The sequence below is a fragment of the Methylocella sp. genome, assembly GCF_041905455.1.
Classification (GTDB): domain Bacteria; phylum Pseudomonadota; class Alphaproteobacteria; order Rhizobiales; family Beijerinckiaceae; genus Methylocapsa.
In genome coordinates this window covers 1-23,563 of record NZ_JAYRLA010000029.1, presented here as the reverse complement: position 1 = coordinate 23,563, position 23,563 = coordinate 1, and the positions used below count along the sequence as shown (strand labels likewise).

Below are 23,563 nucleotides of genomic sequence, written 5' to 3'. Positions count from 1 at the left end.
GGGCGAGCCCGGTCAGGAGGGAATAGAGGTGCGATTTCCGCCCAGAGGGCGTCGGGCAGCAGCTTCTTGGCCATCCCTCACGGTCAACCAAACATGGTTAACAAAGGGTTTTGTTAGGGCCTCTTATATTGAATCCAAGCACGTCGACGAGTGAGCGACGCGGCGGCTGTGGCCATCGACGCGTCCGAAGGACCCTCGCGCCCGGCGCCCGTCGCAGACCGCCGCCTCGCGCGCCTGCGGCGCTTTTGCGCCACGCTCGGGCCCGGCCTTCTCGTGATGATCGCCGATTCAGACCCCGGCAATGTGGTGACAGCCGCGCAATCCGGAGCTACATGGGGCTATCGGCTCGCGCCGCTGCTGCTCCTGTTGATTCCGCCGCTCTATTTCGTGCAGGAGCTTGCGGTCCGCGTCGGGATATTCACCCGCCGCGGCTTCGGCGAGCTGGTGCGCGAGCAGTTCGGCCTGCGCTGGGCCGTCTTTTGCGCCGTGGCGCTCTCCCTCGCCGCGCTCGGCACGCTGGTCACCGCCTTCGCCGCGGTGGCGGGCATCGGCGAGGTCCATGGCGTCGCCCGCCCCGCCGCGCTCGCCGCGGCCGCCGCTCTTCTCGTTCTCGCGCGCCTCGGCGGCGCCTACCGCCGCGTCGAGCGCGTGGCGCTGGGAATAGGCGCGCTCGAGGCCGCCTTCTTCGTCGTCGCATGGCAGGCGAGGCCCGACCTTTCCGCGATGATGCGCGAGGCCGTCGACATTCCGTGGCGCGATCCGCAATTCGGTTATCTCGCCGCGGCGATCGTCGGCGCCTCGTTCAGCCCCTGGATGACCTTCTACCAGCAGGCGGCGGTCGTCGCGCGCGGCATGGGGCCCGCCGATTACCGCCTCGCCCGCTGGGACACCGCGATCGGCGCGGCGCTGACGCAATTAGTAACGCTCGCCGTCCTGATCGCCGCAGCGGCGACGTTGCGCGAGCGGGTCGAACTCACGAGCGTCGGCGAGGTCGTCGAGGCGTTCGCCGGGGCGAGGCCGCATATTTCGCCGCTCATCTTCGACATGGGCGTGCTCGGCGCGGCGCTCGTCGCGGTCATCGTCGCCTCGTTCGCGCTGACCTGGGGCCTGACCGAGATTTTCGGCTCCGCCTCCGCGCGGCGGTCCTCGCACGACCTCTCGATAAAGTGCGCCTTCGCGTTTACAGTATGCGGCTCGGCCATCCCCGTCGGCGCCTCTCCCGATCTCGTCTCTTTGATCCTCAAGGCGCAGATTGCGAACGTGTTTCTATCGCCGGTCGTCGTCGTTCTGCTTATTCTCCTCGCCGGCCGCGTCGTCCCCGAGCATCTGAGGCTGCGCGGGCGCGAGCGCGCGCTGGTCGTCTTCAGCTCCGCCGCCGCTTCCGCGATCGGCGTCGCGGGCGGCTTTTTCGCCTTGTTCAGCTAGGGCGAGGACGATGGAAGGCGCGCAGGGAGCGTTGTGGACCGGCTTCGAGATCGTGCTCATCGATCTCCTGCTCAGCGCGGACAACGCCGTGGTCATCGCCATGGCGTGCCGGCGCCTGCCGCCGCACCTCGTCAAGCAGGCGATCGTTTTCGGCGCCTGCGTCGCGATACTGCTTCGCCTCGTGCTGGCGAGCGTCGTCGCCCTCCTGTTCGTCCTGCCCGGACTGAAGCTGTTCGGCGCGCTCGCTCTTCTTGTCATCGCCGTGAAGCTGATGGGCGGCGACGACGCCGCACAGGCGGCCGAAGAAGGCGGCGAGGGCGCGGACGAGACGCGCACCATCCTGAGCGCGATGGCGATCGTCATCGTCGCCGATTTCGTCATGAGCCTCGACAATGTCGTCGCGCTTGCGGCGGTCGCGCGCGACGACGTCGGCGCGCTGGCGTTCGGCCTCGCGCTCAGCATTCCGATGCTGATGTTCGGCAGCGCGCTCATCCATGCGATCCTCGAGCGCCATCCCTGGCTCGTCACCGTCGGCGGCGCCTTGCTCGGCTGGATCGCCGGCTCCATTCTCGTCGACGATCCGCTGATCGCCGACTGGGCGCGCCGCGAGGCGCGCGCGCATTGACGCGCGCGGAAGCCCGCGCGCTTTTGAACTTCGCATTCTCATCGACAACAGATTTCGCATTTTTACCAAATGGCGGTTCGGGCGACTCGGCTGGACGCATTTTCGCAAATGTTCGCCCGCTCAGGAATAACGCCTTCGGCCGACGCCTCGCACGGCTGGCGAGCGCATTTCGCGACTCGCGTCGACGCCGGCGCAAGATCGCCGCGCGCGTCGCCTTGTTTACCTAGACAGATCGGCACTTTCTTGCGTATTTATTCTATTTTATGTTTAAATCATATCTAATATATACTTTTTCTTTGTATTACATATTCGCATAAGTTGTATTTGTGACTTTTATCAAATAAATTCAAGAAACTCCTCCTCATGGATGCAAAATTTGATTAGCGCGATTCGTTAGCCGGACGTAAAGTGGCGTCGCCATTCGCCTTACGACTTGAATTTCACTATTCGCCAGAAAGCGGGGCTTTCCCATGCGTATCGGTAAAATATTATTGCCCGTACTATTCGCGTGCGCGGCGACGACGGCTCATGCGGCCGGCCCGATGAAAGAAATCAAGATCTACAACAACTCGAGCGCGACGCTTTATCCGGTCCTGGAAATCGGCAAGACGGGCGCTGACGCGTGGCTTCAAGGGCAATTCGACGTCACGGACGTGAAGGCGTTTCCCTACAGCCGAGACAAGATCAACCGCGTCTACCTCGCCGAGGACAAAGGGATCGCGCCCGGAAAGTCGCTGGTCGTCCGTTTGCCGTTCTATTCGCAGCTCGTCGCGAAACCGGACGGCGCGAAACCCGACCAGTATGTCGACTGGTGGAACGGCGGCCGAATATATTTCTATGACGACGCCGCGCAGCTCAAGGCGAATTACGCGCTCGACTCCAAGAGTCCAGTCACTCCTCTCACGACCGGACCGTGCTCATTCACGACCTCGTGCAAACATCTTAAAATATTTGGCGTCGACCGCGGCCTGCCGCTGAGCGACCGCACGCAGCTCATCGAATATACATTCGCCGACGCGATAACCGCCAACGGGCCGCCATATCCGATCCACCTCAACAAGGTCGGCTACAACATCTCATCGGTCGACCAGGTTTATCTTCCCGTGGCGATGGAGCCGCTCGGCAACCCGCTCGTTCCCTACATCGGGACCGTGGAGACCCTCGAGACGTTCCGGGCGCGGCTGAAGAAGTTCCTGACGAAGTTTCCCGGCTGGCCCGTCTACAGTCCGGCGAGCCAGGACCAGCCGCGCGTTCCCTCGGCCTACAATCTTTTCGCCAACGCCAGCAACGGCGTTCTCACGCCGGCCGGCGCGAGCGTCGAGGCGATGCGGAACCTCTACAGGCAATGCACGTCCGCGAATCCGCCCAAGACGACGCAATGCACGCAATATCAGAAGGTCGTCGCGCTGTTCAAAAAGAACTACGCCGACTTCACAAAGCTGGCCTGCCGCGATCCGAAGGAGAAAGACACTGAAACGGAGATGCTGAAGAAGATCTACGGATGGGTTCCGTTCAACGAAGGCTGCGGACCGACGGCGAACGACCTGAAGGACACAGTCGGCGTCACGAAGTTCACGCAGCTTCAGAAAATCTATATCGAGAGCCTCCAATACGCGAAGACTGCGCCCTTGTTCAATCCTTATGTCCAGCTGATCCATTCGAGCGGCTATCTCGACATGGCCGCCTACGCGTTCTCAGTCGACGACGCGATCGGATTCCAGAGTCACGTGGGAGAAGGGCTCATCCTCGCCGTCGGCGGCGACGACGGCCTCGAGAACAAGAACCAGCTGGATCTGAAAAAACAGGTGAACGTGAACCTCGGCGTCCACAAGCTCGGAACGCGCGAATGGGCGAAATATGGATTGTGCAGCCAGACCGCCAGCACAGGCGGCGTCGATCCCAACCACCCGTCGTTCAAATTCTATCCTCAAACCTATCCGTGCTGGTTCACCGCCACCGCGGTCAACGGCAAGACCTATCAGTTCAGGATCGACGCCGGCCCGCCGAATCTCACCACCTCATGCCCCAGCGGCGTCAAGAGCCCCGCATGGTGCGCAGGCGTTCAGGTCGTGGACCCGAACAACATCAACACAACAGTTCCGAACTAGGCGCGCGCTCCGAATCCGCGGCGCCTTCGTCGGCGCCGCATCCCTATTCGATGACGATCTTCGGCGCCGCCCGGGCCGCGCCCTGCTCGAGCTTCGCCTTGATCTTCGCCGCGATGTCCAGATAGATTCTGGCGTGGGCGCCGCCGGGGTCGGAGACCACGACGGGACGGCCGGCGTCCGAGCGCTCGCGAATCTCCATGTGGAGCGGAACCTCGCCAAGGAACGGCGTCCCGATGCGCTCGGCCTCGACGCGGGCGCCGCCATGGCCGAAAACGTCCGAGCGCTCGCCGCAGCGCGGACATACGAAATAGCTCATGTTCTCGACAATGCCGAGCACCGGGACGTCGACCTTGTTGAACATGGCGACGCCGCGGCGCGCATCGATCAGCGCGAGGTCCTGCGGCGTCGAAACGATCACGGCGCCGGAGAGCGTCGCGGCCTGCGCCAGAGTCAACTGCGCGTCGCCCGTGCCGGGCGGCATGTCGACGATCAGACAATCGAGCTCGCCCCAGGCGACGTCGCGCAGCATCTGCTGCAGCGCGCCCATCACCATCGGGCCGCGCCAGATCATCGCGTCTTCCTCGCTGACCATGAAGCCGATCGACATCGCCTTCAGACCGAAGGCCTCAAGCGGGACTATCATGTTGTTCTCGGTGCGCGGCGCCCCCTTCAGGCCGAGCAGGCGCGGCAGCGAAGGGCCATAGATGTCCGCATCGAGGATTCCGGCGCGCCAGCCGAGCGCCGCGAGGCCGAGCGCGAGATTGACCGCCGTCGTCGACTTGCCGACGCCGCCCTTGCCCGAGGCCACCGCGACGATGCGCGCGACGCGTGCGAGGCCCGAGGGCTTGCCGGGAGCGGAAGTCTTCGCGGGACCCGTCGGCCTCGCCTGCGCGGGCGCGGGTCCGGACTGTCGCTCGGCAGTCAGCGCCGCGGTCACGCCGAGGACGCCCGGCAAGGCCCGCACGGCCCGCTCCGCCGCGGCGCGCATCGGCTCGAGCGCCGCCGCCTGGCCGGGATCGACCGAGATCGACAGATAAACCTTGCCGTCACGTATGGAGAGGCCGGCGATCGCGCCCGAGCGCGGCAGCGGAGTCTTCCCGTCCGGGCCGACGACGGCCTCGAGAGCTCCAAGAATCTCCTGCTCGCTGGCCATCGCGGACGTCGTCTCCCCTGCTTGCGCGGCTGTCGCACGCCGCTGATGAAGCAATCCATATAAGCGGTTGAGCAGGTTCATTCAATTTGACCCTCTGAGAAATGGAGCTATTCGATTTCCGCGCGCTGGACGCCGCCGACGCGCTGGATCATAGATCGGCTCGCAAAACGCCGGACAGCGGCGCCGCACCCGGGAGCGACCCCTGCCCGCATGTCACGCCCTCCGAACGCTCGCAAGCAGCCTTTTCGCCTGCGCCTTTCTTCTTTCGACCGCGCCGGCGTTCGCGGCGCAGTCCGAGCTCGTCATCGCCAGCGAGGGCGCGAGGCCGCCCTATAATTACCTCGACGCCGCCAACGAGCTCGCCGGATTCGAGATCGACCTCGGCAAGCTTCTCTGCGCGCGGATGAAGGTCAAATGCCGCTTCGTCGCGCAGGATTGGGAAAGCCTCATTCCCGGCCTTCTCGACCGACAGTACGACGCGATCATGGCGGCGCTCGAGATCAACGACGAGACGCGCAAATCGGTCGCCTTCTCGAAGCCCTATGTGCGCATGCCCTCCGCCTTCCTCGCGCAGGCGGACGCGAAGGGGACCGACGTCAGCCCGGCGGCGCTGAAAGGGCGCAGCATCGGCGTCGAGGCCGGCGGCGCGCATGAGGCGTTCCTGCGCGACGTCTACCCCGAGTCCGACATCAAGCCCTACGCGACGCTCGAGGAGGCGATTCTCGACCTCGGCGAGGGACGGGTCGATTTCGTCATCGCCGACAAGGACGCCGCCGCCGACTTCCTCAAGACGCGCAACGAAGGACGATGCTGCAAGATCGTCGCCGATTCGCCGCACGTCCCCGCCTATTTCGGCGAGGGCGTCGCGGTCGGCCTGCGGCCCGGCGACAAGGCGCTCAAGGCGATGTTCGACAAGGCTCTCGACGAGGTGGAGGCGGACGGCTCCTTCGCCCGGCTCGAAGCTGCGTGGTTCGGATTCAAGGTGAATTAGCCGCTGGCGCGCTTGAGCGAGCGCGCCGCGACGCGCTAGGCTCGCTCTCCCGCCGGCGCGCCGGCGCAACGCTCGAGGGGCGGCCATGGCTGACATCGCGTTTCTCGGCCTCGGCGTCATGGGCTTTCCCATGGCGCGGCATCTTCTGGCGAAGGGCCATCGGGTCACCGTCTACAACCGCACGGAGGCGAAGGCGCGGGCCTTCGTCGAAAAACATGGCGGCGTCAGCGCGCCGACGCCGCGCGAGGCGGCGCGCGGACAGGAGTTCGTCTTCGCCTGCGTCGGCAACGACGACGACCTGCGCTCCGTGGCGCTCGGCGAGGACGGCGCCTTCGCCGGCCTTTCGCCCGGCGCCGTCTTCGTCGACCACACCACCGCCTCGGCCGAGGTCGAGCGCGAGCTTCATGCGCTCGCCGCGAGCGCGGGGATCGGCTTCGTCGACGCGCCCGTTTCGGGCGGCCAGGCGGGCGCGGAGAACGGCGCCCTCTCGATCATGTGCGGCGGCGAGGAGAAGGATTACGAGCGGATCGAGCCTGTAATCGGCGCGTACGCCAGGGCGGCGCGCCTGATGGGTCCGCCCGGCGCCGGCCAGCTCACCAAGATGGTCAACCAGCTGTGCATCGCCGGGCTCGTGCAGGGCCTCGCCGAGGGGCTGCATTTCGCCCGTCGCGCCGGCCTCGACGCGGAGGCGGTGATCTCCGTCATCTCCAAGGGCGCCGCGCAGTCCTGGCAGATGGAGAACCGCTGGAAGTCCATGACGAAGGGCGAATTCGACTTCGGCTTCGCCGTCGACTGGATGCGCAAGGACCTTGCGATCTGCCTCGAGGAGGCGCGCCGCAACGGGGCGAAGCTGCCGGCGGCCGCGCTGATCGACCAGTTCTACGCCGACGTCCAGGCGATGGGCGGCGGGCGCTGGGACACCTCGAGCCTGATCGCGCGGCTCGACCGTTGAAGGGCGCGCAACCGCAGCGGGGACGTTGGCGTTAGGGCCGCGTAAATCATGGCGAGGCGCCCATATCCATTCTCTACGTCGTCTTCATCGGATTTCTCGCGGGGTTGATCGCCCGCTTCCTTGCGCCCGGGCCCTACAACCCGTCTGGCTTCATCATGACCGTGCTGCCCGGCATAGCAGGCGCCTTCGTGGCGACGTGGCTCGGCCAGACCGTCGGCTGGTACCGCATGGATCAGGGCGCGGGGCTCATCGGCGCGACGGTCGGCACGATTCTCGTCCTGTGGATCTGGCGTATGGTGCGCGGAAGGACCGGCGCCGTCGACGGACCGCCCGGCGGGCGGCGCTGGCTGTAGCCGCCGGCGAACGGCGCGCCTTGCGCGCTTTCCGACGCGGCGGAGGCGGCGCAGTTCATTCGCCCCGCCGACCGATCCGCTTAGGAGAGGATAAAAATTTGCTCTCCGATCGCGTTTTCATGCGATGAATTGAACGGGCGGACGCGGGAGTCCACCCGAATGGGAAGGAAATAAAAATGAAAAAGCTGTTCTGCGTGAGCCTCGCCATGGCCTTTTTCGGCTCGCTCTCCGCCCAAGCCGCTCCCCTCGTGCCGAACGCCGGCGTCGCAGGCGCCGCCGCGTCTTCGAGCGAGGCCGATGGCGCGCTTGTCCAGATCCGCAGCCACAGCCACAAGAACATGAAGAAGGTCCACAAGGCTCAGGGCCAGGGCCGCCCGAAGACCAAGTAAGACGCCGCCTCACGTCGCAACGCGCTTCGGCTCGGACGCTCTCGCGCCCGGGCTCAAGGCGCCGAAACGGCGCCTAATTCTCGAAATCGCGCGGATCGTAGGTCCGGAAGGTCGAGCAGAATTCGCAGGTGACGCCGATCCGCCCGTCGTCGCCGATCATGTGCGCGCGATCCTGGGGCGGAAAGCCGCGCAGCATGGCGCGCACGCTCTCGTCGGAGCAGCGGCACGCGTCGCGCACGCGTTGCGGCTCGAATACCTTCACGCCCTGTTCGTGAAACAGCCGGTAGAGCAGCCGCTCGCTCGAGAGCGTCGGATCGACGAGCTCATGATCCTCGACAGTGGCGACGAGCGCCTTGGCTTCGGCCCAGGCTTCGTCCTCCTGCGGCGGCTCGTAGGTCGAGCCCGGCGGCGGGTCGCCGGGCGGCAGCTCGATCGGGCAACGGCGCTCGGAGGCGTTCGGCAGGAACTGAGCGAGCAGGCCGCCGGTCCGCCACGCCGCGCCCTGCGGCGTCACGATCTGCGCGACGGCGAGCCGGACGAGCGTCGGAATCTGCTCGGACTGCTGGAAGTACTGGCGCGCCGCGGCCTCGAGCCCCTGCCCCGCGAGCGCGACGACGCCCTGATAGCGCGCGGCCTCCGGCCCCTGGTCGATGGTGAAAGCGAGATGGCCGCGCCCGAGCAGCGCCGCCGGATCGTCGGCCGCGCCCGGGCGAGCGGCGTCAAATCGGGCGGCGTCGAAGCGGGCGAAGGCGCGCAACCGGTCGGGCGCGTCGAAATCGACGACGATCATGTCGACCGCGCCGTCGGTCCGCGTCTGAAGCTGGAAGCGCCCGGCGATCTTGAGCGAGGAGCCGAGCAGAACGGTGAGGGCGAGCGCCTCGCCGACGAGACGCGACACCGGCGCGGGATAGGCGTGGCGGGCGAGGATCTGGTCAAGGCTCGGTCCGAGCCGCGCCACGCGCCCGCGCAGGTCGAGGCCCTCGACGGCGAAGGGCAGCACGGCGTCGTCCGGCCCGAGATCGGACACAAGACGCGAGGGCGTCTCGTTCATCAGGGCGCGCTTTCGAGGCACCAGGCGAGGATCGCCTTTTGCGCGTGCAGGCGGTTCTCCGCCTCGTCGAACACCACCGATTGCGGACCGTCGATGATCTCGTCGGTGACCTCCTCGCCGCGATGGGCGGGCAGACAATGCATGAAAACCGCCTCGGGCTTCGCCGCCGCCATGAGCCGCGCGTTGACCTGATAGGGCGCGAGCAGATTCTGCCGGCAGCGTCCTTCATCCTTGTCGCCCATCGACACCCAGCAGTCGGAGACGACAGCGTCGGCCCCGGCCACAGCCTCGAACGGATCGCGCGTCAGCTCCAGCTTCGCGCCGTTGCGGCGCGCCCATTCGACGAGCTGCGGCGGCGGCTCGAGCTCCTGCGGCGTCGCGACGGCGATCTCGAAATCGAAGCGCTGGGCGGCGTGGACCCAGCTCGCCAGCACATTGTTGGCGTCGCCCGTCCAGGCGATGCGGCGTCCCTCGATCGGCCCGCGACGCTCCTCGAAGGTCAGGACGTCGGCCATCACCTGGCAGGGATGCGAGCGCTTGGTGAGTCCGTTGATCACCGGCACGTCGGCGTGGCGCGCGAGCTCCTCCATGTCGTGATGGTCGAGGATGCGAATCACGATCGCGTCGACGAAGCGCGACAGGACGCGGGCGGTGTCGGCGATGGTCTCGCCGCGGCCGAGCTGCATCTCCTTGCCCGTGAGCATGACCGTCTCGCCGCCGAGCTCGCGCATCGCGAGGTCGAAGGAGACGCGCGTGCGCGTCGACGGCTTGTCGAAGATCATCGCCAGCACGCGGCCTTCCAGGGGCCGTTCGGCGGCGCGCCGGCCCTTGCGCCGCGCGGCCTTCATCGTCGCGGCCATGTCGAGAATGCGGCGCAGCTCGGAGGCGGGAATTTCGGAAAGATCGGCGAAATGGCGCACGCTCGTCCGCGCGGCCGGGGCGGGCGCGTTCATCCTGCGGCCTCGTCGAGGGCGGGCGCGGGGGCGAAGCTCGCGCAGGCCGCGGCGAGCCGCTTCAGGCCCTCGTCGACCTCGGCCTCGCCGATCACCAGCGGCGGCAGGATACGCGCGACATTATCGCCCGCCGGAATGACGAGGAGCCGTTGCGCCCGCGCCGACGCGACGAAGTCGCTGACAGGCGGGCGAAGCTCGAGGCCGAGCATCAATCCCCGCCCGCGCACGCCGGCGACGACGCCCGGATGGCTCTCCTGAAGCTCGAGGAGCCCGTCGCGCAGACGCGCGCCCGTGCGCGCGACCGCGTCGAGGAAGCCCGGCGACAGCACGATGTCGACGACGGCCTCGCCGACGGCGGCCGCGAGCGGATTGCCGCCATAGGTCGAGCCATGCGTGCCGACGACCATGCCTTTGCCCGCCTCCTTCGTGGTCAGGAACGCGCCGAGCGGAAAGCCGCCGCCGACACCCTTGGCGATCGCCATCACGTCGGGCGTCGCGCCGCTGTGCTCGTAAGCGAAAAACTTGCCGGTGCGCCCGACGCCGCTTTGCACCTCGTCGAAGGCGAGCAGCAGGCCGTGGCGGTCGCACAGGGCGCGCAGCCCGCGCAGGAATTCGTTCGAGCCGACGCGTATCCCCGCTTCGCCCTGGATCGGCTCGACGAGGATCGCGCCGGTCTGCGGCCCGATCAGCGCCTCGACGGAGGCGAGGTTCCCGAACTCCGCATGGTCGAAGCCCTCGAGCGGCGGCCCGAAGCCTTCGAGATATTTCGGATTGCCGCCGGCGGCGATGGTCGCCAGCGTGCGGCCGTGGAACGCGCCGTCGAAGGCGATGACGCGGAAGCGGTCGGGACGTCCGTTCGCCGAATGATATTTGCGCAGGGTCTTGATCGTCCCTTCGAGCGCCTCCGCGCCCGAATTGGTGAAGAAGACATAATCGGCGAAGCTCGTCTCGGTCAGCCGCGTCGCCAGCCGCTCGGCCTGCGGGATGGTGAACAGGTTAGAGGTGTGCCAGAGCTTGCGGCCCTGCTCGGTCAGCGCCTCGACGAGGCGCGGATGCGAATAGCCGAGCGAGGCGACGGCGATGCCCCCGCCGAAGTCGAGATAGCGGACGCCGTCCGTCGACGTGAGCCATGCGCCTTCGCCGCTTTCAAAGGCGAGCGGCGCGCGGGCGTAGGTCGGAAGCAGCGACGAGGTCACGGGGAGCGCTCCAAATTCGACGGCCAAATCCGGTTGAGCGAGCCGCAAAAATCAAAAGCCGCCCGATGGGCGGCGAGGTGCAGGAAGGGCAATTTAAGCGCTCCCCCTTCCCCGGTCAAATGCCTCGGCGCGCCGCGCGGAGCGCCAGGCTCGACAAGGCCGGCGCAAGCAGTTGTTGAAAACAATCGCCGGCCTCTTGCGAGGCTTGCGCGCGTTTCTACCCCTAGTGTAGCGTTTTTCTCGTCGACCACGACATATGGCGCGCCGGCGACAAGTCCAGGCGCGTCGTGTTCAAGATCGGCGAAAGCTCTCCGCGTGCTCCGGCGACGCGAGGAGCGCCCAAGTCTTAGGCGAAGAGGAAAAGACTCGAAGGTTGTCCACGCGGCGGTTGTCCCGTTCAAGGATATTCGCCTGAGCGAGCGCGTATCGTCTCGAACCTGTCGGGTCGGCGCGCTGTCGCGCGGCGCCGCAAAGAGCCGGACGACTTTCCGGCTTTCGGCGAGATCGCTCGATCGTCTCGGCGCGGCGGCGCTTTCGCTGCGTCTTGGCCCTTGAACTTGCAGCCGCCGGCGTCGGGCGGCGTCTTGGGGAGCTAGTCGATCCGGCCTTCGTCCCGCCTTTTGTTTCGACGCATCCGCCCGATCTGAAAGCCTGCTTTCTTTCCGGGGGACGCTCTGGGAGACCTTGATGTCCTGGACCGACGAACGCATCGAGCTTCTGCAGAAGATGTGGCTGCAGGGGATGAGCGCCAGCAAGATCGCCAGCGAGCTCGCTGACGGACTGACGCGCAACGCCGTCATCGGCAAGGTCTACCGCCTCGGCCTCTCGGGCCGCGGCAAGGCCGAGCCGCAGCCGGACGAAGAGCGCCCCGCGCCGCGGCTCGCCGCCAGGGAGACGGACTCGCCGCTGGACGAGGCCGCGCCGGAGGACGAGGATCGGGACGCCGCGCCGCCCGAAGTCCGGTGCCCGGCCCGCGCGGAAAGCGTCGCCGCCGTCGAGGCTCGTCCGGCGCCCTTCGCCGAGCTTGCGGGCCCGGCGTTCGTCAGCGGCGCCAACGCGCTCGCCGTCGCGCGCGCCCAGGCGCCCGCTCCCGCCTCTGCGCCGCAACAGAACGTGGTGGCGATGACGCCCGAGCCGGTCACTATCATGGAATTGCGTGAGTTCATGTGCCGCTGGCCGCTGGGCGATCCGACGCAGGCCGAATTCCGCTTCTGCGGCGCACGCAGGCCGATTGGCGGCGGCCCTTACTGCGCCTGCCATGCGGCGCTCGCCTATCAGCCGCAGCACGATCGTCGCCGCCAGCGCGTCCAGCGCCCGGCCTGACGAGGCTCCGGCGCAGCGCGCCCGCGGCGGCTTCGCGCGACCTGTCAGCCCTCGCCGATCAGCCTTTGCCGAAGGTTTCGTCGAACGAATAGCCGGCGCCGCGCACGGTGCGGATGGGGTCGCGTTCGCCCGGCTCCGACAGGGCCTTGCGCAGCCGTCCGACGTGCACGTCGACGGTGCGCTCGTCGATCTCCGCCGAAAGACCCCAAACGCTGTCGAGCAGCTGGGCGCGCGAGAAGACCCTGCCCGGCCGCTCCATGAGATGGTCGAGGAGACGGAACTCCGTCGGCCCCAGATGAACCTCCCGCCCGGCGCGGCGCACGCGCCAGTTCTGACGGTCGAGCTCCAGGCCGCCGGCCACGAGGATCGTGGCGACGCGGTCCGGGCGCGCCCGGCGCAGGAGGGCGCGAACGCGCGCCATGAGCTCGGGCACCGAGAACGGCTTGACGACATAGTCGTCGGCGCCGATCGAAAGCCCGCGCACCCGCTCGCTCTCCTCGCCGCGGGCGGTGAGCATGATGACGGGCAGAGTGCGCGTCGCCTCCCGCGCGCGCATGCGCCGGCAGATTTCGAGGCCGGAGACGCCGGGCAGCATCCAGTCGAGGATGACGAGGTCGGGAACCGTCTCGGCGAGGCGCGTTTCGGCCTCGTCGCCCCGCTCCGCCCTGTCGACGACGAAGCCCTCGGCCTCGAGATTGTAGGCGAGCAGCATGCTCAGCGCGGATTCGTCCTCGACGATGAGGACGCGCGGCGCGGCGGCGCTCCCCGGCGTCCGGCCAGTCCCGCGCTCGGGAGCGATCTGGACCTCGCTCATGAAGTCTCCGTCGGTTCGGTCAGGATGCTGCGGCCTTTCGGCCGGTCGGCGGGCATGATCTCGCCCGTCACGAGATAGACGACCGTCTCGGCGATGTTGGTCGCGTGGTCGCCGATGCGCTCGATGTTCTTCGAGCAGAACAACAGATGCGCGCAAAAGGAGATGTTGCGCGGATCCTCCATCATGAAGGTCAGGAGATCGCGGAACACAGAATCCTCGAGGGAGTCGAGGTCGGCGTCGTAGGCCCAGACGTCGCGCGCCCGCGCGACGTCGCGCTCGGCGTAGGCGTCGAGCACGTCCTTCAAGAGCGTCGCGGCGCTTTCATGCATCGAGCGCAGGCCGACGATGGCGCGCGGAATGCGCAGGTCGCCGGCGATCTTGATGGCGCGCCTCGCTATGTTCTTGGCGAGGTCGCCGACGCGCTCGAGGTCGTTCGAGATGCGTATCGTCGCGATGATCTCGCGCAGGTCGACGGCGAGCGGCTGGCGCCGCGCGATGGTCAGGATGGCCTGCTCCTCGATCTCGCGCTGCAGGACGTCGAGCCGCGCGTCGGCCGCGATCGTGCGCTGGGCGAGCTGGACGTCGAACGCGGAGAGGGCGTCCATCGCGTCGGCGAGCATCTTTTCGGCGATGCCGCCCATTTCGGCGATCTTCTGCCCGAGGCTCTCGAGCTCATTGTCATAGGCTTTGACGATATGTTCGGACATGGTTCACCGTGAGCCTTCGCGCGAGCGGAATCAGCCGAAGCGGCCAGTGATGTAGTTCTGCGTCTGCTTCTTCTCGGGCTGCGTGAAGATCTGGTTGGTGACGCCGAATTCGATCAACTCGCCGAGATACATGAACGCCGTATAGTCGGAGCACCGCGCCGCCTGCTGCATGTTATGCGTGACGATCGCGATCGTGTAGTTTTCCTTGAGCTCGTCGATCAGCTCCTCGATCTTGGCGGTCGAGATGGGGTCGAGCGCCGAGCAGGGCTCGTCGAGCAGGATGACCTCGGGCTGGATCGCCACCGTGCGGGCGATGCACAGGCGCTGCTGCTGGCCGCCCGACAGCGAGAGGCCGGAAGCCTTCAGCTTGTCCTGCACCTCCGTCCACAGCGCGGCGCTCTTCAGCGCCGCCTCGACGCGGTCGTCGAGCTCGGACTTGCCGACCTTCTCGTAGAGCTTGATGCCGAAGGCGATGTTGTCATAGATCGACATCGGAAACGGCGTCGGCTTCTGGAACACCATGCCGACGCGCGAGCGCAAGAGGTTCAGGTCGACGTCCGTCTTCAGGATGTTCTCGCCGTCGAGCAGCACCTCGCCGTCGGCGCGCTGCTTCGGATAGAGGTCGTACATGCGGTTCAGGATGCGCAGCAGGGTCGACTTGCCGCAGCCCGAGGGGCCGATGAAGGCCGTCACCTTGTGCGCATAGAGCGGCAGGCTGACGTTTTTCAGGGCGAGATGATCGCCGTAATAGAAATTCAGCCCGCGGATCGAGACTTTCTGGGGAAGAACGGCCGCGGCGGTCATTTTCCGGTCCTTTGCGCGCCGAGCGTCCGCGCGCCGATGGACAGCGCGAGCACGGCGAAGGTGATGATGAGGGCGCCCGCCCAGGCGAGCTGCTGCCATTCCTTGTAGGGGCTCATAGCGAACTGGAAGATGACGACGGGCAGCGTCGCCATCGGCGCGTTGAGGTTCGTGCTGAAGAACTGGTTGTTCAGCGCGGTGAACAGGAGCGGCGCGGTCTCGCCGCTGACGCGCGCGACGGCGAGCAGAACTCCGGTGACGAGGCCGGCCCGGGCGGCGCGATAGGCGACCTTGCCGATCACCACCGAGCGCGGCATGCCGAGCGCCGAGGCCGCCTCGCGCAGCGGATTGGGCACGAGCAGCAGCATGTCCTCGGTGGTGCGCACCACCACCGGCACGACGATCACCGCGAGCGCCAGGGCTCCGGCGTAGGCCGAGAAGTGCCCGGCCCTCGCCACCACCACCTCATAGATGAACAGGCCGACGATGATCGAGGGGGCGCTGAGCAGGATGTCGTTGATGAAGCGGACGACGACGGTGAGTTTCGAATAGCGTCCGTATTCGGCCATGTAGGTGCCGGCGAGCATGCCGAGCGGCGCCCCGATGGCGACGCCGATGACGGTGACGATCAGGCTGCCGACGATCGCGTTCATGAGGCCGCCCTGCGATCCCGGCGGCGGCGTCGTCTGGGTGAAGACGGCCGGCGAGAGGCCGCCGAAGCCCTCGATCAGCAGCTCGGCCAGGATCACGGCGAGGAAGCTCAGGCCGATCACGGTCGAAAGGACGCAAAGGCCGAGATAGATCGCGCTGGCGCGACGGCGGCGGGCGTAGAGCGACATGTCAGGCCCCCGCGCGCTGGTCGATGCGCAGCAGCATGTAGCGCGCGATCGCCAGGATGATGAAGGTGATGACGAAGAGGATGAGGCCGAGCGCGATCAGCGCCGACGTGTAGACGTCGCCGACCGCCTCCGTGAACTCATTGGCGATGCTCGCCGAGATGGTCGTGCCCGGCGCGAGCAGCGAAGAGGAGATGCGGTGCGCGTTGCCGATCACGAAGGTGACCGCCATGGTCTCGCCGAGCGCCCGCCCGAGCCCCAGCATGACGCCGCCGATGACGCCGATGCGGGTGTAGGGGATGACGATCGAGCGGATCACCTCCCAGGTGGTGCAGCCGCAGCCGTAGGCGGCCTCCTTGAGGACGTGGGGAACGGTCTCGAACACGTCGCGCGAGATGGAGGCGACGAACGGAAGCACCATGATCGCCAGGATCAGTCCGGCGGTCAGCACGCCGATGCCGTAGGGCGGGCCGGCGAACAGCGACGACAGCACGGGAACTCCCGAGAAAGCGTCGATCAGCGCCGGCTGGACGTGCTTCTGCAGGAACGGCGCGAAGACGAACAGACCCCAGATACCGTAGATGATCGAGGGAATGCCGGCGAGCAGCTCGATCGCGACGCCGATCGGGCGGCGCAGCGGATAGGGGCAGAGCTCGGTCAGGAAGACCGCGACGCCGAGGCCGATGGGCACGGCGAACAGCATGGCGATGAAGGCGGTGACGAGCGTGCCGTAGATCGGCGCGAGCGCGCCGAACTGCTCCGTCACTGGGTTCCATTTCTCGGTGACGACGAAACCGGGGCCGAACGCCTGAAGCGCCGGCAGGGAGCCGATGACGAGGGCGGCCATGACGCCGCCGAGGATCAGCAGCACCGCGACCGCGGCGCCGAGCGTCAGGAACCGGAAGCTCCGATCCTGCAGCCTGAGCCATGCGAGGACCTTGCGCCGATCGGGGCTTCTGGCCGTCGCGGCGCCTTGCAGGGCGACATCCGCCACTTTCTGTCTCCGCATGCCGGGAGTTCGTTTCAGCCGCCGGGCGGCGTTGGGAAGCGGGCCGCGCCAAGCGCCGCCCGCGACGAGCCTCAATCGACGAGGGGCTTTCCGTCCGCGCCCTTGATCTCGGCCTTCCAGGTCTTCTCGATCATCGCGACGAGCGAGGCGGGCAGCGGGATGTAGTCGAGCTCCTCGGCCGCCGGGCCGCCCTTCTCGAACGCCCAGGCGAAGAACTTCAGGGCTTCGCCGGCGACCGCCGGATCGGCGGGCTGCTTCGGCATCAGGATGAAGGTCGCGGCGGTGATCGGCCAGGACTGCGCGCCCGGCTGGTCGGTCAGGATCTGGTAATAGCCCGGGGCGTTGGCCCAGTCGGCGTTGGCGGCGGCGGCCTGGAAAGCGGCCGAGGTCGGCGCCGTCGCGACGCCGTCGTGGTTGACGAGCTTCGCCGTCGTCATCTTGTTCTGCTTGGCGTAGGCGTATTCGACGTAGCCGATCGAGCCCCTAGTCTGCGTCACATTGTTGGCGACGCCCTCGTTGCCCTTGGCGCCGATGCCGGCCGGCCACTCCACCGCCGTCGCCTCGCCGATCCTGGACTTCCAGTCGGGCGAGACCTTGGAAAGGTAGTTGGTAAAGTTGAAGGTGGTGCCCGAGCCGTCCGAGCGGTGCACGACGGCGATCGCCGTCGACGGCAGATTGACGCCCGGATTGAGCTTGGCGATGGCCGGATCGTTCCACGCCTTGACGTCGCCGAGGAAGATTTTCGCCAGCGTCGGGCCGTCGAGGGTGATCTCGCCGTCCTTGATTCCTTCGAGATTGACGATCGGAACGATGCCGCCGATCACCATCGGCCATTGCGCGAGGCCCGCGGCGTTGAGCTCGTCGGCCTTGAGCGGCGCGTCGGTCGCGCCGAAAGTCACCGTCTTGGCCTTGATCTGCTTGACGCCGCCGCCGGAGCCGATCGACTGGTAGTTGAGGCCGACGCCGGTCTTCTCCTTATAGGCCTGCGCCCATTTGGCGTAGATCGGATAGGGGAAGGTGGCGCCGGCGCCGGTGATGTCGGCGGCGCCGGCGGGAAGGGCGGCGAGGCTGACGGCGGCCGCGGCGAACGCGGACCGCAGGAACGAGAAACTCATGAAACGCCTCTGGAACTTGGATGACGCGCCGACGCGGCGGCCGCAGACGGCGCCGCGCGAAAAACGCAGGCCCTGGAGCCGCAGGCGAAACGGCCGTTCCTCGCCGCCGCCGGCGCTAGCGGGATAGCCCGCGCCCACGCAACGCATATGAAAGTTGGATGACGGTTTGATGACGTCGCCGGCGCCTCAGCCGGGGAGCAGCGGCAAGGACACGGTGAAGGTCGAGCCTTCCCCCAGCGTCGATTCGATGGCGAGCCGGCCGCGATGGCGCGCCACGATGTGCTTGACGATGGCGAGCCCGAGCCCGGTCCCGCCCTTCGCCCGACTGAGCCCGGCGTCGGCGCGGTAGAAGCGCTCGGTCAGCCGCGGGAGATGCTCGGGCGCGACGCCCGGCCCATGATCGCGCACCATCAGGACGCACTGGCGGCCGCGGACGCGCAGCGAAATCTCGACCCGAGAAGAACGTTCGCCCTCCACGCCATATTTGATGGCGTTCTCGACGAGATTCTCGGCGACGCGCAGAAGCTCGTCCCGGTCGCCGGGAACGACGGCGGTCTCCGTCTGCGCCTCGATCGTCGCGCCGCTCTCCTGCGCGAGCGGCGTCAGCGTGTCGACGACGTGGCGCACGATGCCCGCCATGTCGACCGGCGTCTGCGGCGCGAGATGAAGGTGCTGCTCGATGCGCGACAGCGAAAGGAGGTCGTCGACGAGCCGGGTCATGCGGCGCGCCTGCTCCCCCATGATCGTCAGGAATCTGTCTCGCGCCGCCGCGTCCTCGCGCGCAGGCCCCTGCAGCGTTTCGACGAAGCCGAGCAGCGAGGCGAGCGGCGTGCGCAGCTCATGGCTGGCGTTGGCGACGAAATCGACGCGCATGCGCTCGACCCTGCGGGTTTCGGTGAGGTCGCGCAGGCTGAGCACGATGAGGCGGGCGCCGCCCGACGCCGTCCAGGGCGCGGCCGAGAGCTCGAAATAGCGCTCGACCGGCACGCGCTCCAGCCAGATCGCGCGCTCCTGCCGTCCCGACGCGCGGGCGCGGGCGACGCAATCGAGAGCGTCGGGCGCGCGCAGGCCGCGGGCGAGCAGCATGTCGGGACGCAGCCGCGGGAACAGCGCGAGGGCGGGCGGATTGACGGCGACGACGCGGTCGGCGGCGTCGACGAGGACGACACCCTCGGGCAACGCGTCGATAAGGCCTTCGGCGATCAGTCGGTCTCGCGAAACCATGGCGCTGCGCGCAACCGCCGTTTTCATGCCGCGATCAGATTCCCGTCCTGCGGACGCTCTCGCGCGTCCGTCGAATCATGCAGGAACCGATCCTAGACGCGCGATTGTTTCAGTTCGACGACAAACGCTCGTCGCCGTCGGCCTCCTCGGCCTGCGCGTTCGCGCGCTCGAGGGCCTCGCGCAGCCCGCGCCAGCGCCGCATCGCCTCGTGAGCGCCGAGCAGAGCGAGGGCGAGCACGAAGGGCGCGATGTAATAGATCGCGCGGAACAGAAGGAGCGAAGCCAGCATCGGCTCGTGCGCGACTCCCGGCACGGCCTTCAGCATGGTCGCCTCGAACACGCCGATGCCTCCCGGCGCGTTCGAGGCGACGCCGAGGATGCAGGCGAACACATAGGTCGCCGCGAAGGCGATGAAGTCGAGCTGCGCGTGCTGCGGCAGCAGGACGTAAAGAACGCCGGCGGCGGCGCATTGGTCGATCAGCCCGAGCCCGATCTGGCCGAGCGAGGCGGAAAAGCCCGGAAGCTGCAGCCGGAACCCCTGGATGCGCACCTTGCGCCGGCGCAGCGAAACCCAGCCGAGATAGGCGGCGAGGCCGCCGATGAGGCAGAGGCCGAGCGCCAGGTTGACCGCCGGCGCGAGCTGGTCGACGGCGCCGATGGCGTGCGGGCGCAGAACGAGGCCCGCGCCGAGCACGAACACCATGCCGAACCAGAAGGTCACGCCGGAGATCAGCGTGACGCTCGCCACCTTGCCGGCCGCGAGGCCCGCCTGGGAGTAGATCCAGTAGCGCACGGTGCCGCCGGTGATGAGCGGGAAGCCGAGCACGAAGGAGACCGAATAGCTCGCGAAAGACGCGAGCGCGATGGTCCGGTAGGCGATCCTGAGGCGAAGCTGGCGCAACGCCAGCGCGTCATAGCCGGTGAGCGCGAGGAAGGACACGCCGGTCAACGCCGCGGCCATGGCGATCTGGTCGGCGCCGGTCGAAGCGATCGCGTCGCGAAGCTCCCCGAGGTCGAGACCCGACAGCGTGCGCGCGAGCACATAGATCGAAACGGCCGCGATCAGGACGCTGAAGCCGGCCGCGAGCTTCTTGCCGAAGGAGCGGCCGAACGCGCGACGCTTGAGAATCAGCTCGCGGGCCTCGGCGATGGCGGATTTGGCCGGCGTCGCCGTCGCGGCGGAAGTCTCCTGCGCCTCGAGCGCGGGAACGGCGCGCGCGACGCTTCGCGGCCTCTCCATGACGTCCTGATCCAAACTCGACCTTTCCAGAATGAAACGCCATTCCTTCATGAACGCGCAGTCGCCCGATGAACAGGGCGAATGCGGGGCGTGGCGAAACACATCTTGCGACAGACTTCATCAATGCGTGATGACGGCCGTCGGCGTCCCGTTTCGATTCTGCGCCGCGTCGTCGCGACTTGGCGTCTTCATGCGGGACTATTCGGACTTTCCCACAGATTCGAACGCTCGCAGCTCGTGTCGGAGCCGGTCCGTTAACGTTCGCGCAAGTCTTGCGCGCCTAGCCTGACGTCACGTCCGGCGCGGAGTCCATGTCTATCATAACGTCGAAAATCACGCTGAATTCTCAAGGACGGCGCCCAGTTTTGATGAAAATTGACCTGATCCGGGCCTTGTAAAGCCGACCGCGGCGCTAAAATGAAGCGCTCTTCCCGCAAAGGCCGCGCGGGCGTTGCGACTTTTCGCACAGCGTCCGCGGCGCGTGGGGAGTGTCATTGCGGCGTCGGCTCAAGGCCGGCCCGTAAAGCGCCGTCCGGCGCCTGCGCTTCGGCCTCAAGAACAAGTGAAAAATAAGCCAAGAGAGTAAAGACCATGGCCCAGCAAGAGAACGCCCAGACCACGCGGCAGGAGAACAGAAGCGCCCTCGGCGGCGCGCGCGACCTGCTGGCGAAGCTCTATCGCGAGATCGGCATCTCCGCCGTCGCCGCCGCGCTCGAATCGAGCAAGCGGCCGGCTCCCAAGGTCGAGGACCAGTCGAGGAACCCGGCGGTGCTGCGCGAGGAGCAGGCTGCCTGACGCGCGCGCGCAGGACGTGGAGGCGAGGCGGCGCGCGGGCGCGTGATTGGCCGGCGCGCTGCATTGCGGTATAAGGGCGGCATGACTTCCATCAGCCGCCGCGTTTTTCTGCAGACGGTCGGCGGCGCGGCCTGGGCCAGCGCGGCTTTCGGCTCCTACGCCATCGCGCTGGAGCCGGGTTTTCGCCTCGAGGTCACCCCCTATCACGTCTTCCCGCGCGGCTGGACGCCCGGCCTTCGCGTGCGCGCCGCCGTGCTCTCGGACATCCACGCCTGCGAGCCCTGGATGTCGCCCTCGCGCATCCGCGCGATCTGCGAGGTCGCCAACGCGCTTCAGCCGGACGTCGTCTTCCTGCTCGGCGACTACAGCGGCGGCCATACGTTCATGACGCAGCCGGTGACGCCGGAGCAATGGAGCGAGCCGCTTTCGATTCTGCGGGCGCCGCTCGGCGTCTACGCCGTGCTCGGCAATCACGACTGGATGCACGGCCCCCTCCCCGGCATGCCCTCCGACGACGCCGAAGGCGTCAAGCGCGGCCTCGCGCTCGCCGGCGCGCGCCTGCTCGAAAACGACGCGGCGCGGCTCGTCAAGGACGGAGCGCCGTTCTGGGTCGTCGGCGTCGGCGACCAGATCGCCGGGCCGAGGGGGCTTCCGCCCACCGCCGACATCCCAAAGGCGCTCGCCCGCGTCGGCGACGACGCGCCCGCGCTGCTGCTGGCGCATGAGCCGCACGCCTTCCGGCTCGCGCCCGCCCGGGTCTCGCTGACGCTAGCCGGCCACACCCATGGCGGGCAGATCAACATACCCTACGTGCAGAACCGCTTCGCCCGCGTGTTCGACGACCTCGTCTACGGCCATATCGTGGAAGGCGGGCGCGATCTGATCATTTCGGCGGGGCTTGGCACCACCCATGCGCCGGTGCGTTTCATGCGGCCGCCCGAAATCGTCGATCTGACGATCGACGGAGCCGCGCCGCTCGCCGCGACGATCTAGAGTTTCCGCCCGAAGGGCCGGCGGAGTTTTCGGACCGGGCGCAGGCGTGGCGGCTCGCCGCAACTTTCAATGGACAGCTGCGCCGGCCGGCCATAATGGAGGGCGATCGCGGCGCGCCTGCGGCGTCCGGGACAAGAATCGCCAAGGGAGAGCGCCGTGTCGACCCTGTTCGTGTCGCATCCGTGCTGTCTCGATCACGACACGGGTCCGGCTTTTCCCGAGCGCGCCGACCGGGTGCGCGTCATCGAACGCACGTTCGAGGGCGAAATCTTCCAGCTGCTGCAGCGCGAATGCGCCCCCGAGCTCGACTATGGCGCGCTGACCCGCGTGCATCCTGAGTCGTATGTCGAGCAGATCCGCAAGGCCGTACCGGAAGAGGGCTATTTCGAGCTCGCCGACGACGTGGTGCTGAGCCCGGGCACATGGGAGGCGATCTCCCACTCGGTCGGCGGCGTCGTCGTCGCGGTCGACGAGGTGATGCGCCGCAAGGTGACGAACGCGTTCGTCGCCATGCGTCCGCCCGGCCATCACGCCGAGACGGCGCGGGCGATGGGCTTCTGCTTCTTCAACCTCGCCGCCATCGCCGCCCGCAGGGCTCAGGCCGCGCACGGCGCCGAGCGGGTGGCGATCGTCGATTTCGACGTGCATCACGGCAATGGCACGCAGGAGATCTTCTGGTCGGACAAAAGCGTGCTCTACGCCTCGACGCATCAGTTCCCGCTCTATCCGGGCACCGGGGCGAGCGAGGAGCGCGGCGCCTATGACACGATCGTCAACGCCCCCCTGCCCGAGAACGCCGGCAGCCGCATGTTCCGCGAAGCGATGAGCGAAAAGATCCTGCCGCGGGTCGAAGCCTTCGCGCCCGACCTCGTCGTGATCTCCGCCGGGTTTGACGCCCATCGCTTCGATCCGATCGGCGCGCTGCATCTCGAGGTCGCGGACTTCACGTGGATCACCAACGAGCTCATGGAGATCGCCGACCGGCGCGCGAAGGGCGCCGTCGTCTCGGTGCTCGAGGGCGGCTACGACCTCATCGCCCTGTCGCGCTGCGCCTCCGCGCATGTGCAGACGCTGATGGGGGCGTGAGGCCCCGGATCGACGGGCGCGGCTACTCCACGCCCTCGCTCGACACGATCTCGACGCCAAAGCCCGACAGGCCGACATAGGTCATCGGGCGCGAGGTCTGCAGCTTGATCGAGGTGATCCCGAGATCGCGCAGGATCTGCGCGCCAAGGCCCACCTCGCGCCAGGCCCTGGTGCGTTGCGCCTCCGAGTCGTCTGTCGCGCCGGCGATGGTCGCCGGCGCGCCGGCCGTTCCGTCGCGCAAATAGATGAACACGCCGCGTCCGAGCGCCTTGAAGGCCGCGAAGGTCTTCTTGATGCCGTCGCCGCCGGTGATCACGTCGGCGATGACGTCGACCCGGTGCAGCCGCGTCGGCACCGCCTTGCCGTCGCCGATGTCGCCGTGCACAAAGGCGAAATGCTGCACGGCGTCGAAGGGCGTGCGGTA

23 protein-coding genes and 1 pseudogene are annotated in these 23,563 nt (G+C 67.6%); 11 read left to right on the top strand and 13 right to left on the bottom strand.

Translation table 11 applies throughout. From position 1 onward, the window contains the following. The first annotated feature begins 168 nt into the window (after window positions 1-168). The 3 genes from ACE3OG_RS16040 to ACE3OG_RS16030 all read left to right on the top strand — a co-directional run bounded on the left by ACE3OG_RS16040 (window position 169) and on the right by ACE3OG_RS16030 (window position 4,158). Window positions 169-1,425 carry an NRAMP family divalent metal transporter gene (locus ACE3OG_RS16040; protein ID WP_374310459.1) on the top strand — a complete coding sequence of 419 codons (1,257 nt, stop codon included), beginning with the start codon at window positions 169-171 and terminating at the stop codon, window positions 1,423-1,425. Between the two features lie 10 nt (window positions 1,426-1,435). Continuing rightward, window positions 1,436-2,050, top strand: coding sequence for a TerC family protein (locus ACE3OG_RS16035; protein ID WP_374310457.1), 615 nt, complete (start codon window positions 1,436-1,438; stop codon window positions 2,048-2,050). 542 nt (window positions 2,051-2,592) lie between these two features. Next, window positions 2,593-4,158 (top strand): hypothetical protein, encoded by a 1,566-nt coding sequence (locus tag ACE3OG_RS16030; RefSeq protein WP_374310455.1) that lies wholly within the window; start codon window positions 2,593-2,595, stop codon window positions 4,156-4,158. A gap of 43 nt (window positions 4,159-4,201) precedes the next feature. Here ACE3OG_RS16030 and ACE3OG_RS16025 read toward each other — a convergent pair whose 3' ends face one another. Beyond that, window positions 4,202-5,311, bottom strand: coding sequence for a P-loop NTPase (locus tag ACE3OG_RS16025; RefSeq protein ID WP_374310453.1), 1,110 nt, complete (start codon window positions 5,309-5,311; stop codon window positions 4,202-4,204). A 154-nt stretch (window positions 5,312-5,465) separates the two neighbouring features. Between ACE3OG_RS16025 and ACE3OG_RS16020 the strand changes: the two genes are divergently transcribed. The 4 genes from ACE3OG_RS16020 (at window position 5,466) to ACE3OG_RS16005 (ending at window position 7,996) form a co-directional block, all read left to right on the top strand. Continuing rightward, the gene (locus ACE3OG_RS16020) at window positions 5,466-6,302 is read left to right on the top strand and encodes a transporter substrate-binding domain-containing protein (RefSeq protein WP_374310464.1); all 837 of its coding nucleotides are present in this window, start codon (window positions 5,466-5,468) and stop codon (window positions 6,300-6,302) included. An 85-nt stretch (window positions 6,303-6,387) separates the two neighbouring features. Continuing rightward, window positions 6,388-7,254 (top strand): NAD(P)-dependent oxidoreductase, encoded by an 867-nt coding sequence (locus ACE3OG_RS16015; protein ID WP_374310451.1) that lies wholly within the window; start codon window positions 6,388-6,390, stop codon window positions 7,252-7,254. Between the two features lie 62 nt (window positions 7,255-7,316). Then, window positions 7,317-7,607 (top strand): GlsB/YeaQ/YmgE family stress response membrane protein, encoded by a 291-nt coding sequence (locus ACE3OG_RS16010; RefSeq protein WP_374310462.1) that lies wholly within the window; start codon window positions 7,317-7,319, stop codon window positions 7,605-7,607. 176 nt (window positions 7,608-7,783) lie between these two features. After that, window positions 7,784-7,996, top strand: coding sequence for a hypothetical protein (locus ACE3OG_RS16005; RefSeq protein WP_374310449.1), 213 nt, complete (start codon window positions 7,784-7,786; stop codon window positions 7,994-7,996). Window positions 7,997-8,069: 73 nt separating this feature from the next. Here ACE3OG_RS16005 and ACE3OG_RS16000 read toward each other — a convergent pair whose 3' ends face one another. From ACE3OG_RS16000 to ACE3OG_RS15990, 3 genes are read right to left on the bottom strand one after another with little or no spacing between them, the layout of a single operon-like run. After that, window positions 8,070-9,047, bottom strand: coding sequence for an Hsp33 family molecular chaperone (locus ACE3OG_RS16000; RefSeq protein ID WP_374310447.1), 978 nt, complete (start codon window positions 9,045-9,047; stop codon window positions 8,070-8,072). After that, a complete protein-coding gene (argF, locus tag ACE3OG_RS15995; RefSeq protein ID WP_374310445.1) occupies window positions 9,047-10,000 on the bottom strand; it encodes an ornithine carbamoyltransferase in 954 nt (317 codons plus the stop codon). Before argF ends, ACE3OG_RS16000 begins: the two co-directional genes overlap by 1 nt. Further along, on the bottom strand, window positions 9,997-11,196 hold the full coding sequence (locus ACE3OG_RS15990) for an aspartate aminotransferase family protein (protein WP_374310442.1): 1,200 nt from the start codon (window positions 11,194-11,196) through the stop codon (window positions 9,997-9,999). Before ACE3OG_RS15990 ends, argF begins: the two co-directional genes overlap by 4 nt. A 687-nt stretch (window positions 11,197-11,883) precedes the next feature. Here ACE3OG_RS15990 and ACE3OG_RS15985 point away from each other — a divergent pair. Next, window positions 11,884-12,519, top strand: a complete 636-nt coding sequence (locus tag ACE3OG_RS15985; protein ID WP_374310440.1) for a GcrA family cell cycle regulator — start codon at window positions 11,884-11,886, stop codon at window positions 12,517-12,519. Window positions 12,520-12,577: 58 nt separating this feature from the next. Here the strand turns inward: ACE3OG_RS15985 and phoB are convergent, their stop codons facing one another. The 8 genes from phoB to ACE3OG_RS15945 all read right to left on the bottom strand — a co-directional run bounded on the left by phoB (window position 12,578) and on the right by ACE3OG_RS15945 (window position 20,265). After that, window positions 12,578-13,333, bottom strand: coding sequence for a phosphate regulon transcriptional regulator PhoB (gene phoB, locus ACE3OG_RS15980; RefSeq protein WP_374310438.1), 756 nt, complete (start codon window positions 13,331-13,333; stop codon window positions 12,578-12,580). Beyond that, window positions 13,330-14,040: a phosphate signaling complex protein PhoU gene (gene phoU / locus ACE3OG_RS15975; protein ID WP_374310435.1), complete on the bottom strand. Its 711-nt coding sequence runs from the start codon at window positions 14,038-14,040 to the stop codon at window positions 13,330-13,332. The genes phoB and phoU overlap by 4 nt, the downstream gene beginning before the upstream one ends. A 30-nt stretch (window positions 14,041-14,070) precedes the next feature. Further along, window positions 14,071-14,844: a phosphate ABC transporter ATP-binding protein PstB gene (gene pstB / locus ACE3OG_RS15970; RefSeq protein ID WP_374310433.1), complete on the bottom strand. Its 774-nt coding sequence runs from the start codon at window positions 14,842-14,844 to the stop codon at window positions 14,071-14,073. Further along, window positions 14,841-15,680: a phosphate ABC transporter permease PstA gene (gene pstA / locus ACE3OG_RS15965; RefSeq protein ID WP_374310431.1), complete on the bottom strand. Its 840-nt coding sequence runs from the start codon at window positions 15,678-15,680 to the stop codon at window positions 14,841-14,843. The genes pstB and pstA overlap by 4 nt, the downstream gene beginning before the upstream one ends. A 1-nt stretch (window position 15,681) precedes the next feature. After that, on the bottom strand, window positions 15,682-16,671 hold the full coding sequence (gene pstC, locus ACE3OG_RS15960; RefSeq protein WP_374310429.1) for a phosphate ABC transporter permease subunit PstC: 990 nt from the start codon (window positions 16,669-16,671) through the stop codon (window positions 15,682-15,684). An 86-nt stretch (window positions 16,672-16,757) separates the two neighbouring features. Further along, window positions 16,758-17,801, bottom strand: coding sequence for a phosphate ABC transporter substrate-binding protein PstS (pstS, locus tag ACE3OG_RS15955; RefSeq protein WP_374310427.1), 1,044 nt, complete (start codon window positions 17,799-17,801; stop codon window positions 16,758-16,760). Between the two features lie 186 nt (window positions 17,802-17,987). Then, complete coding sequence (locus ACE3OG_RS15950) at window positions 17,988-19,052, bottom strand: ATP-binding protein (RefSeq protein WP_374310425.1); 1,065 nt, start codon at window positions 19,050-19,052, stop codon at window positions 17,988-17,990. Window positions 19,053-19,134: 82 nt separating this feature from the next. Next, the gene (locus tag ACE3OG_RS15945; RefSeq protein WP_374310423.1) at window positions 19,135-20,265 is read right to left on the bottom strand and encodes a lysylphosphatidylglycerol synthase domain-containing protein; all 1,131 of its coding nucleotides are present in this window, start codon (window positions 20,263-20,265) and stop codon (window positions 19,135-19,137) included. A gap of 591 nt (window positions 20,266-20,856) precedes the next feature. Here ACE3OG_RS15945 and ACE3OG_RS15940 point away from each other — a divergent pair. From ACE3OG_RS15940 to ACE3OG_RS15930, 3 genes are all read left to right on the top strand, one after another. After that, window positions 20,857-21,060: a hypothetical protein gene (locus ACE3OG_RS15940; protein WP_374310421.1), complete on the top strand. Its 204-nt coding sequence runs from the start codon at window positions 20,857-20,859 to the stop codon at window positions 21,058-21,060. 81 nt (window positions 21,061-21,141) lie between these two features. Further along, window positions 21,142-22,053 carry a metallophosphoesterase gene (locus ACE3OG_RS15935; RefSeq protein ID WP_374310419.1) on the top strand — a complete coding sequence of 304 codons (912 nt, stop codon included), beginning with the start codon at window positions 21,142-21,144 and terminating at the stop codon, window positions 22,051-22,053. A gap of 156 nt (window positions 22,054-22,209) precedes the next feature. Then, window positions 22,210-23,139 (top strand): histone deacetylase family protein, encoded by a 930-nt coding sequence (locus ACE3OG_RS15930; RefSeq protein WP_374310417.1) that lies wholly within the window; start codon window positions 22,210-22,212, stop codon window positions 23,137-23,139. Window positions 23,140-23,161: 22 nt separating this feature from the next. Here ACE3OG_RS15930 and ACE3OG_RS15925 read toward each other — a convergent pair. Then, window positions 23,162-23,563 (bottom strand): annotated as a pseudogene (locus ACE3OG_RS15925) (3,4-dihydroxy-2-butanone-4-phosphate synthase); the annotation flags it as partial.

What these genes read in the sequence shown, in the direction of transcription:
- ACE3OG_RS16035 (WP_374310457.1), top strand. Translation starts at nt 1,436, where the DNA reads ATGGAAGGCGCGCAGGGAGCGTTGTGGACCGGCTTCGAGATCGTGCTC.
- ACE3OG_RS16030 (WP_374310455.1), top strand. Translation starts at nt 2,593, where the DNA reads ATGAAAGAAATCAAGATCTACAACAACTCGAGCGCGACGCTTTATCCG.
- ACE3OG_RS16025 (WP_374310453.1), bottom strand. Translation starts at nt 5,311, where the DNA reads ATGGCCAGCGAGCAGGAGATTCTTGGAGCTCTCGAGGCCGTCGTCGGC.
- ACE3OG_RS16015 (WP_374310451.1), top strand. Translation starts at nt 6,388, where the DNA reads ATGGCTGACATCGCGTTTCTCGGCCTCGGCGTCATGGGCTTTCCCATG.
- ACE3OG_RS16005 (WP_374310449.1), top strand. Translation starts at nt 7,784, where the DNA reads ATGAAAAAGCTGTTCTGCGTGAGCCTCGCCATGGCCTTTTTCGGCTCG.
- ACE3OG_RS16000 (WP_374310447.1), bottom strand. Translation starts at nt 9,047, where the DNA reads ATGAACGAGACGCCCTCGCGTCTTGTGTCCGATCTCGGGCCGGACGAC.
- argF (WP_374310445.1), bottom strand. Translation starts at nt 10,000, where the DNA reads ATGAACGCGCCCGCCCCGGCCGCGCGGACGAGCGTGCGCCATTTCGCC.
- ACE3OG_RS15985 (WP_374310440.1), top strand. Translation starts at nt 11,884, where the DNA reads ATGTCCTGGACCGACGAACGCATCGAGCTTCTGCAGAAGATGTGGCTG.
- phoB (WP_374310438.1), bottom strand. Translation starts at nt 13,333, where the DNA reads ATGAGCGAGGTCCAGATCGCTCCCGAGCGCGGGACTGGCCGGACGCCG.
- phoU (WP_374310435.1), bottom strand. Translation starts at nt 14,040, where the DNA reads ATGTCCGAACATATCGTCAAAGCCTATGACAATGAGCTCGAGAGCCTC.
- pstB (WP_374310433.1), bottom strand. Translation starts at nt 14,844, where the DNA reads ATGACCGCCGCGGCCGTTCTTCCCCAGAAAGTCTCGATCCGCGGGCTG.
- pstA (WP_374310431.1), bottom strand. Translation starts at nt 15,680, where the DNA reads ATGTCGCTCTACGCCCGCCGCCGTCGCGCCAGCGCGATCTATCTCGGC.
- pstS (WP_374310427.1), bottom strand. Translation starts at nt 17,801, where the DNA reads ATGAGTTTCTCGTTCCTGCGGTCCGCGTTCGCCGCGGCCGCCGTCAGC.
- ACE3OG_RS15950 (WP_374310425.1), bottom strand. Translation starts at nt 19,052, where the DNA reads ATGAAAACGGCGGTTGCGCGCAGCGCCATGGTTTCGCGAGACCGACTG.
- ACE3OG_RS15945 (WP_374310423.1), bottom strand. Translation starts at nt 20,265, where the DNA reads ATGGAGAGGCCGCGAAGCGTCGCGCGCGCCGTTCCCGCGCTCGAGGCG.
- ACE3OG_RS15940 (WP_374310421.1), top strand. Translation starts at nt 20,857, where the DNA reads ATGGCCCAGCAAGAGAACGCCCAGACCACGCGGCAGGAGAACAGAAGC.
- ACE3OG_RS15935 (WP_374310419.1), top strand. Translation starts at nt 21,142, where the DNA reads ATGACTTCCATCAGCCGCCGCGTTTTTCTGCAGACGGTCGGCGGCGCG.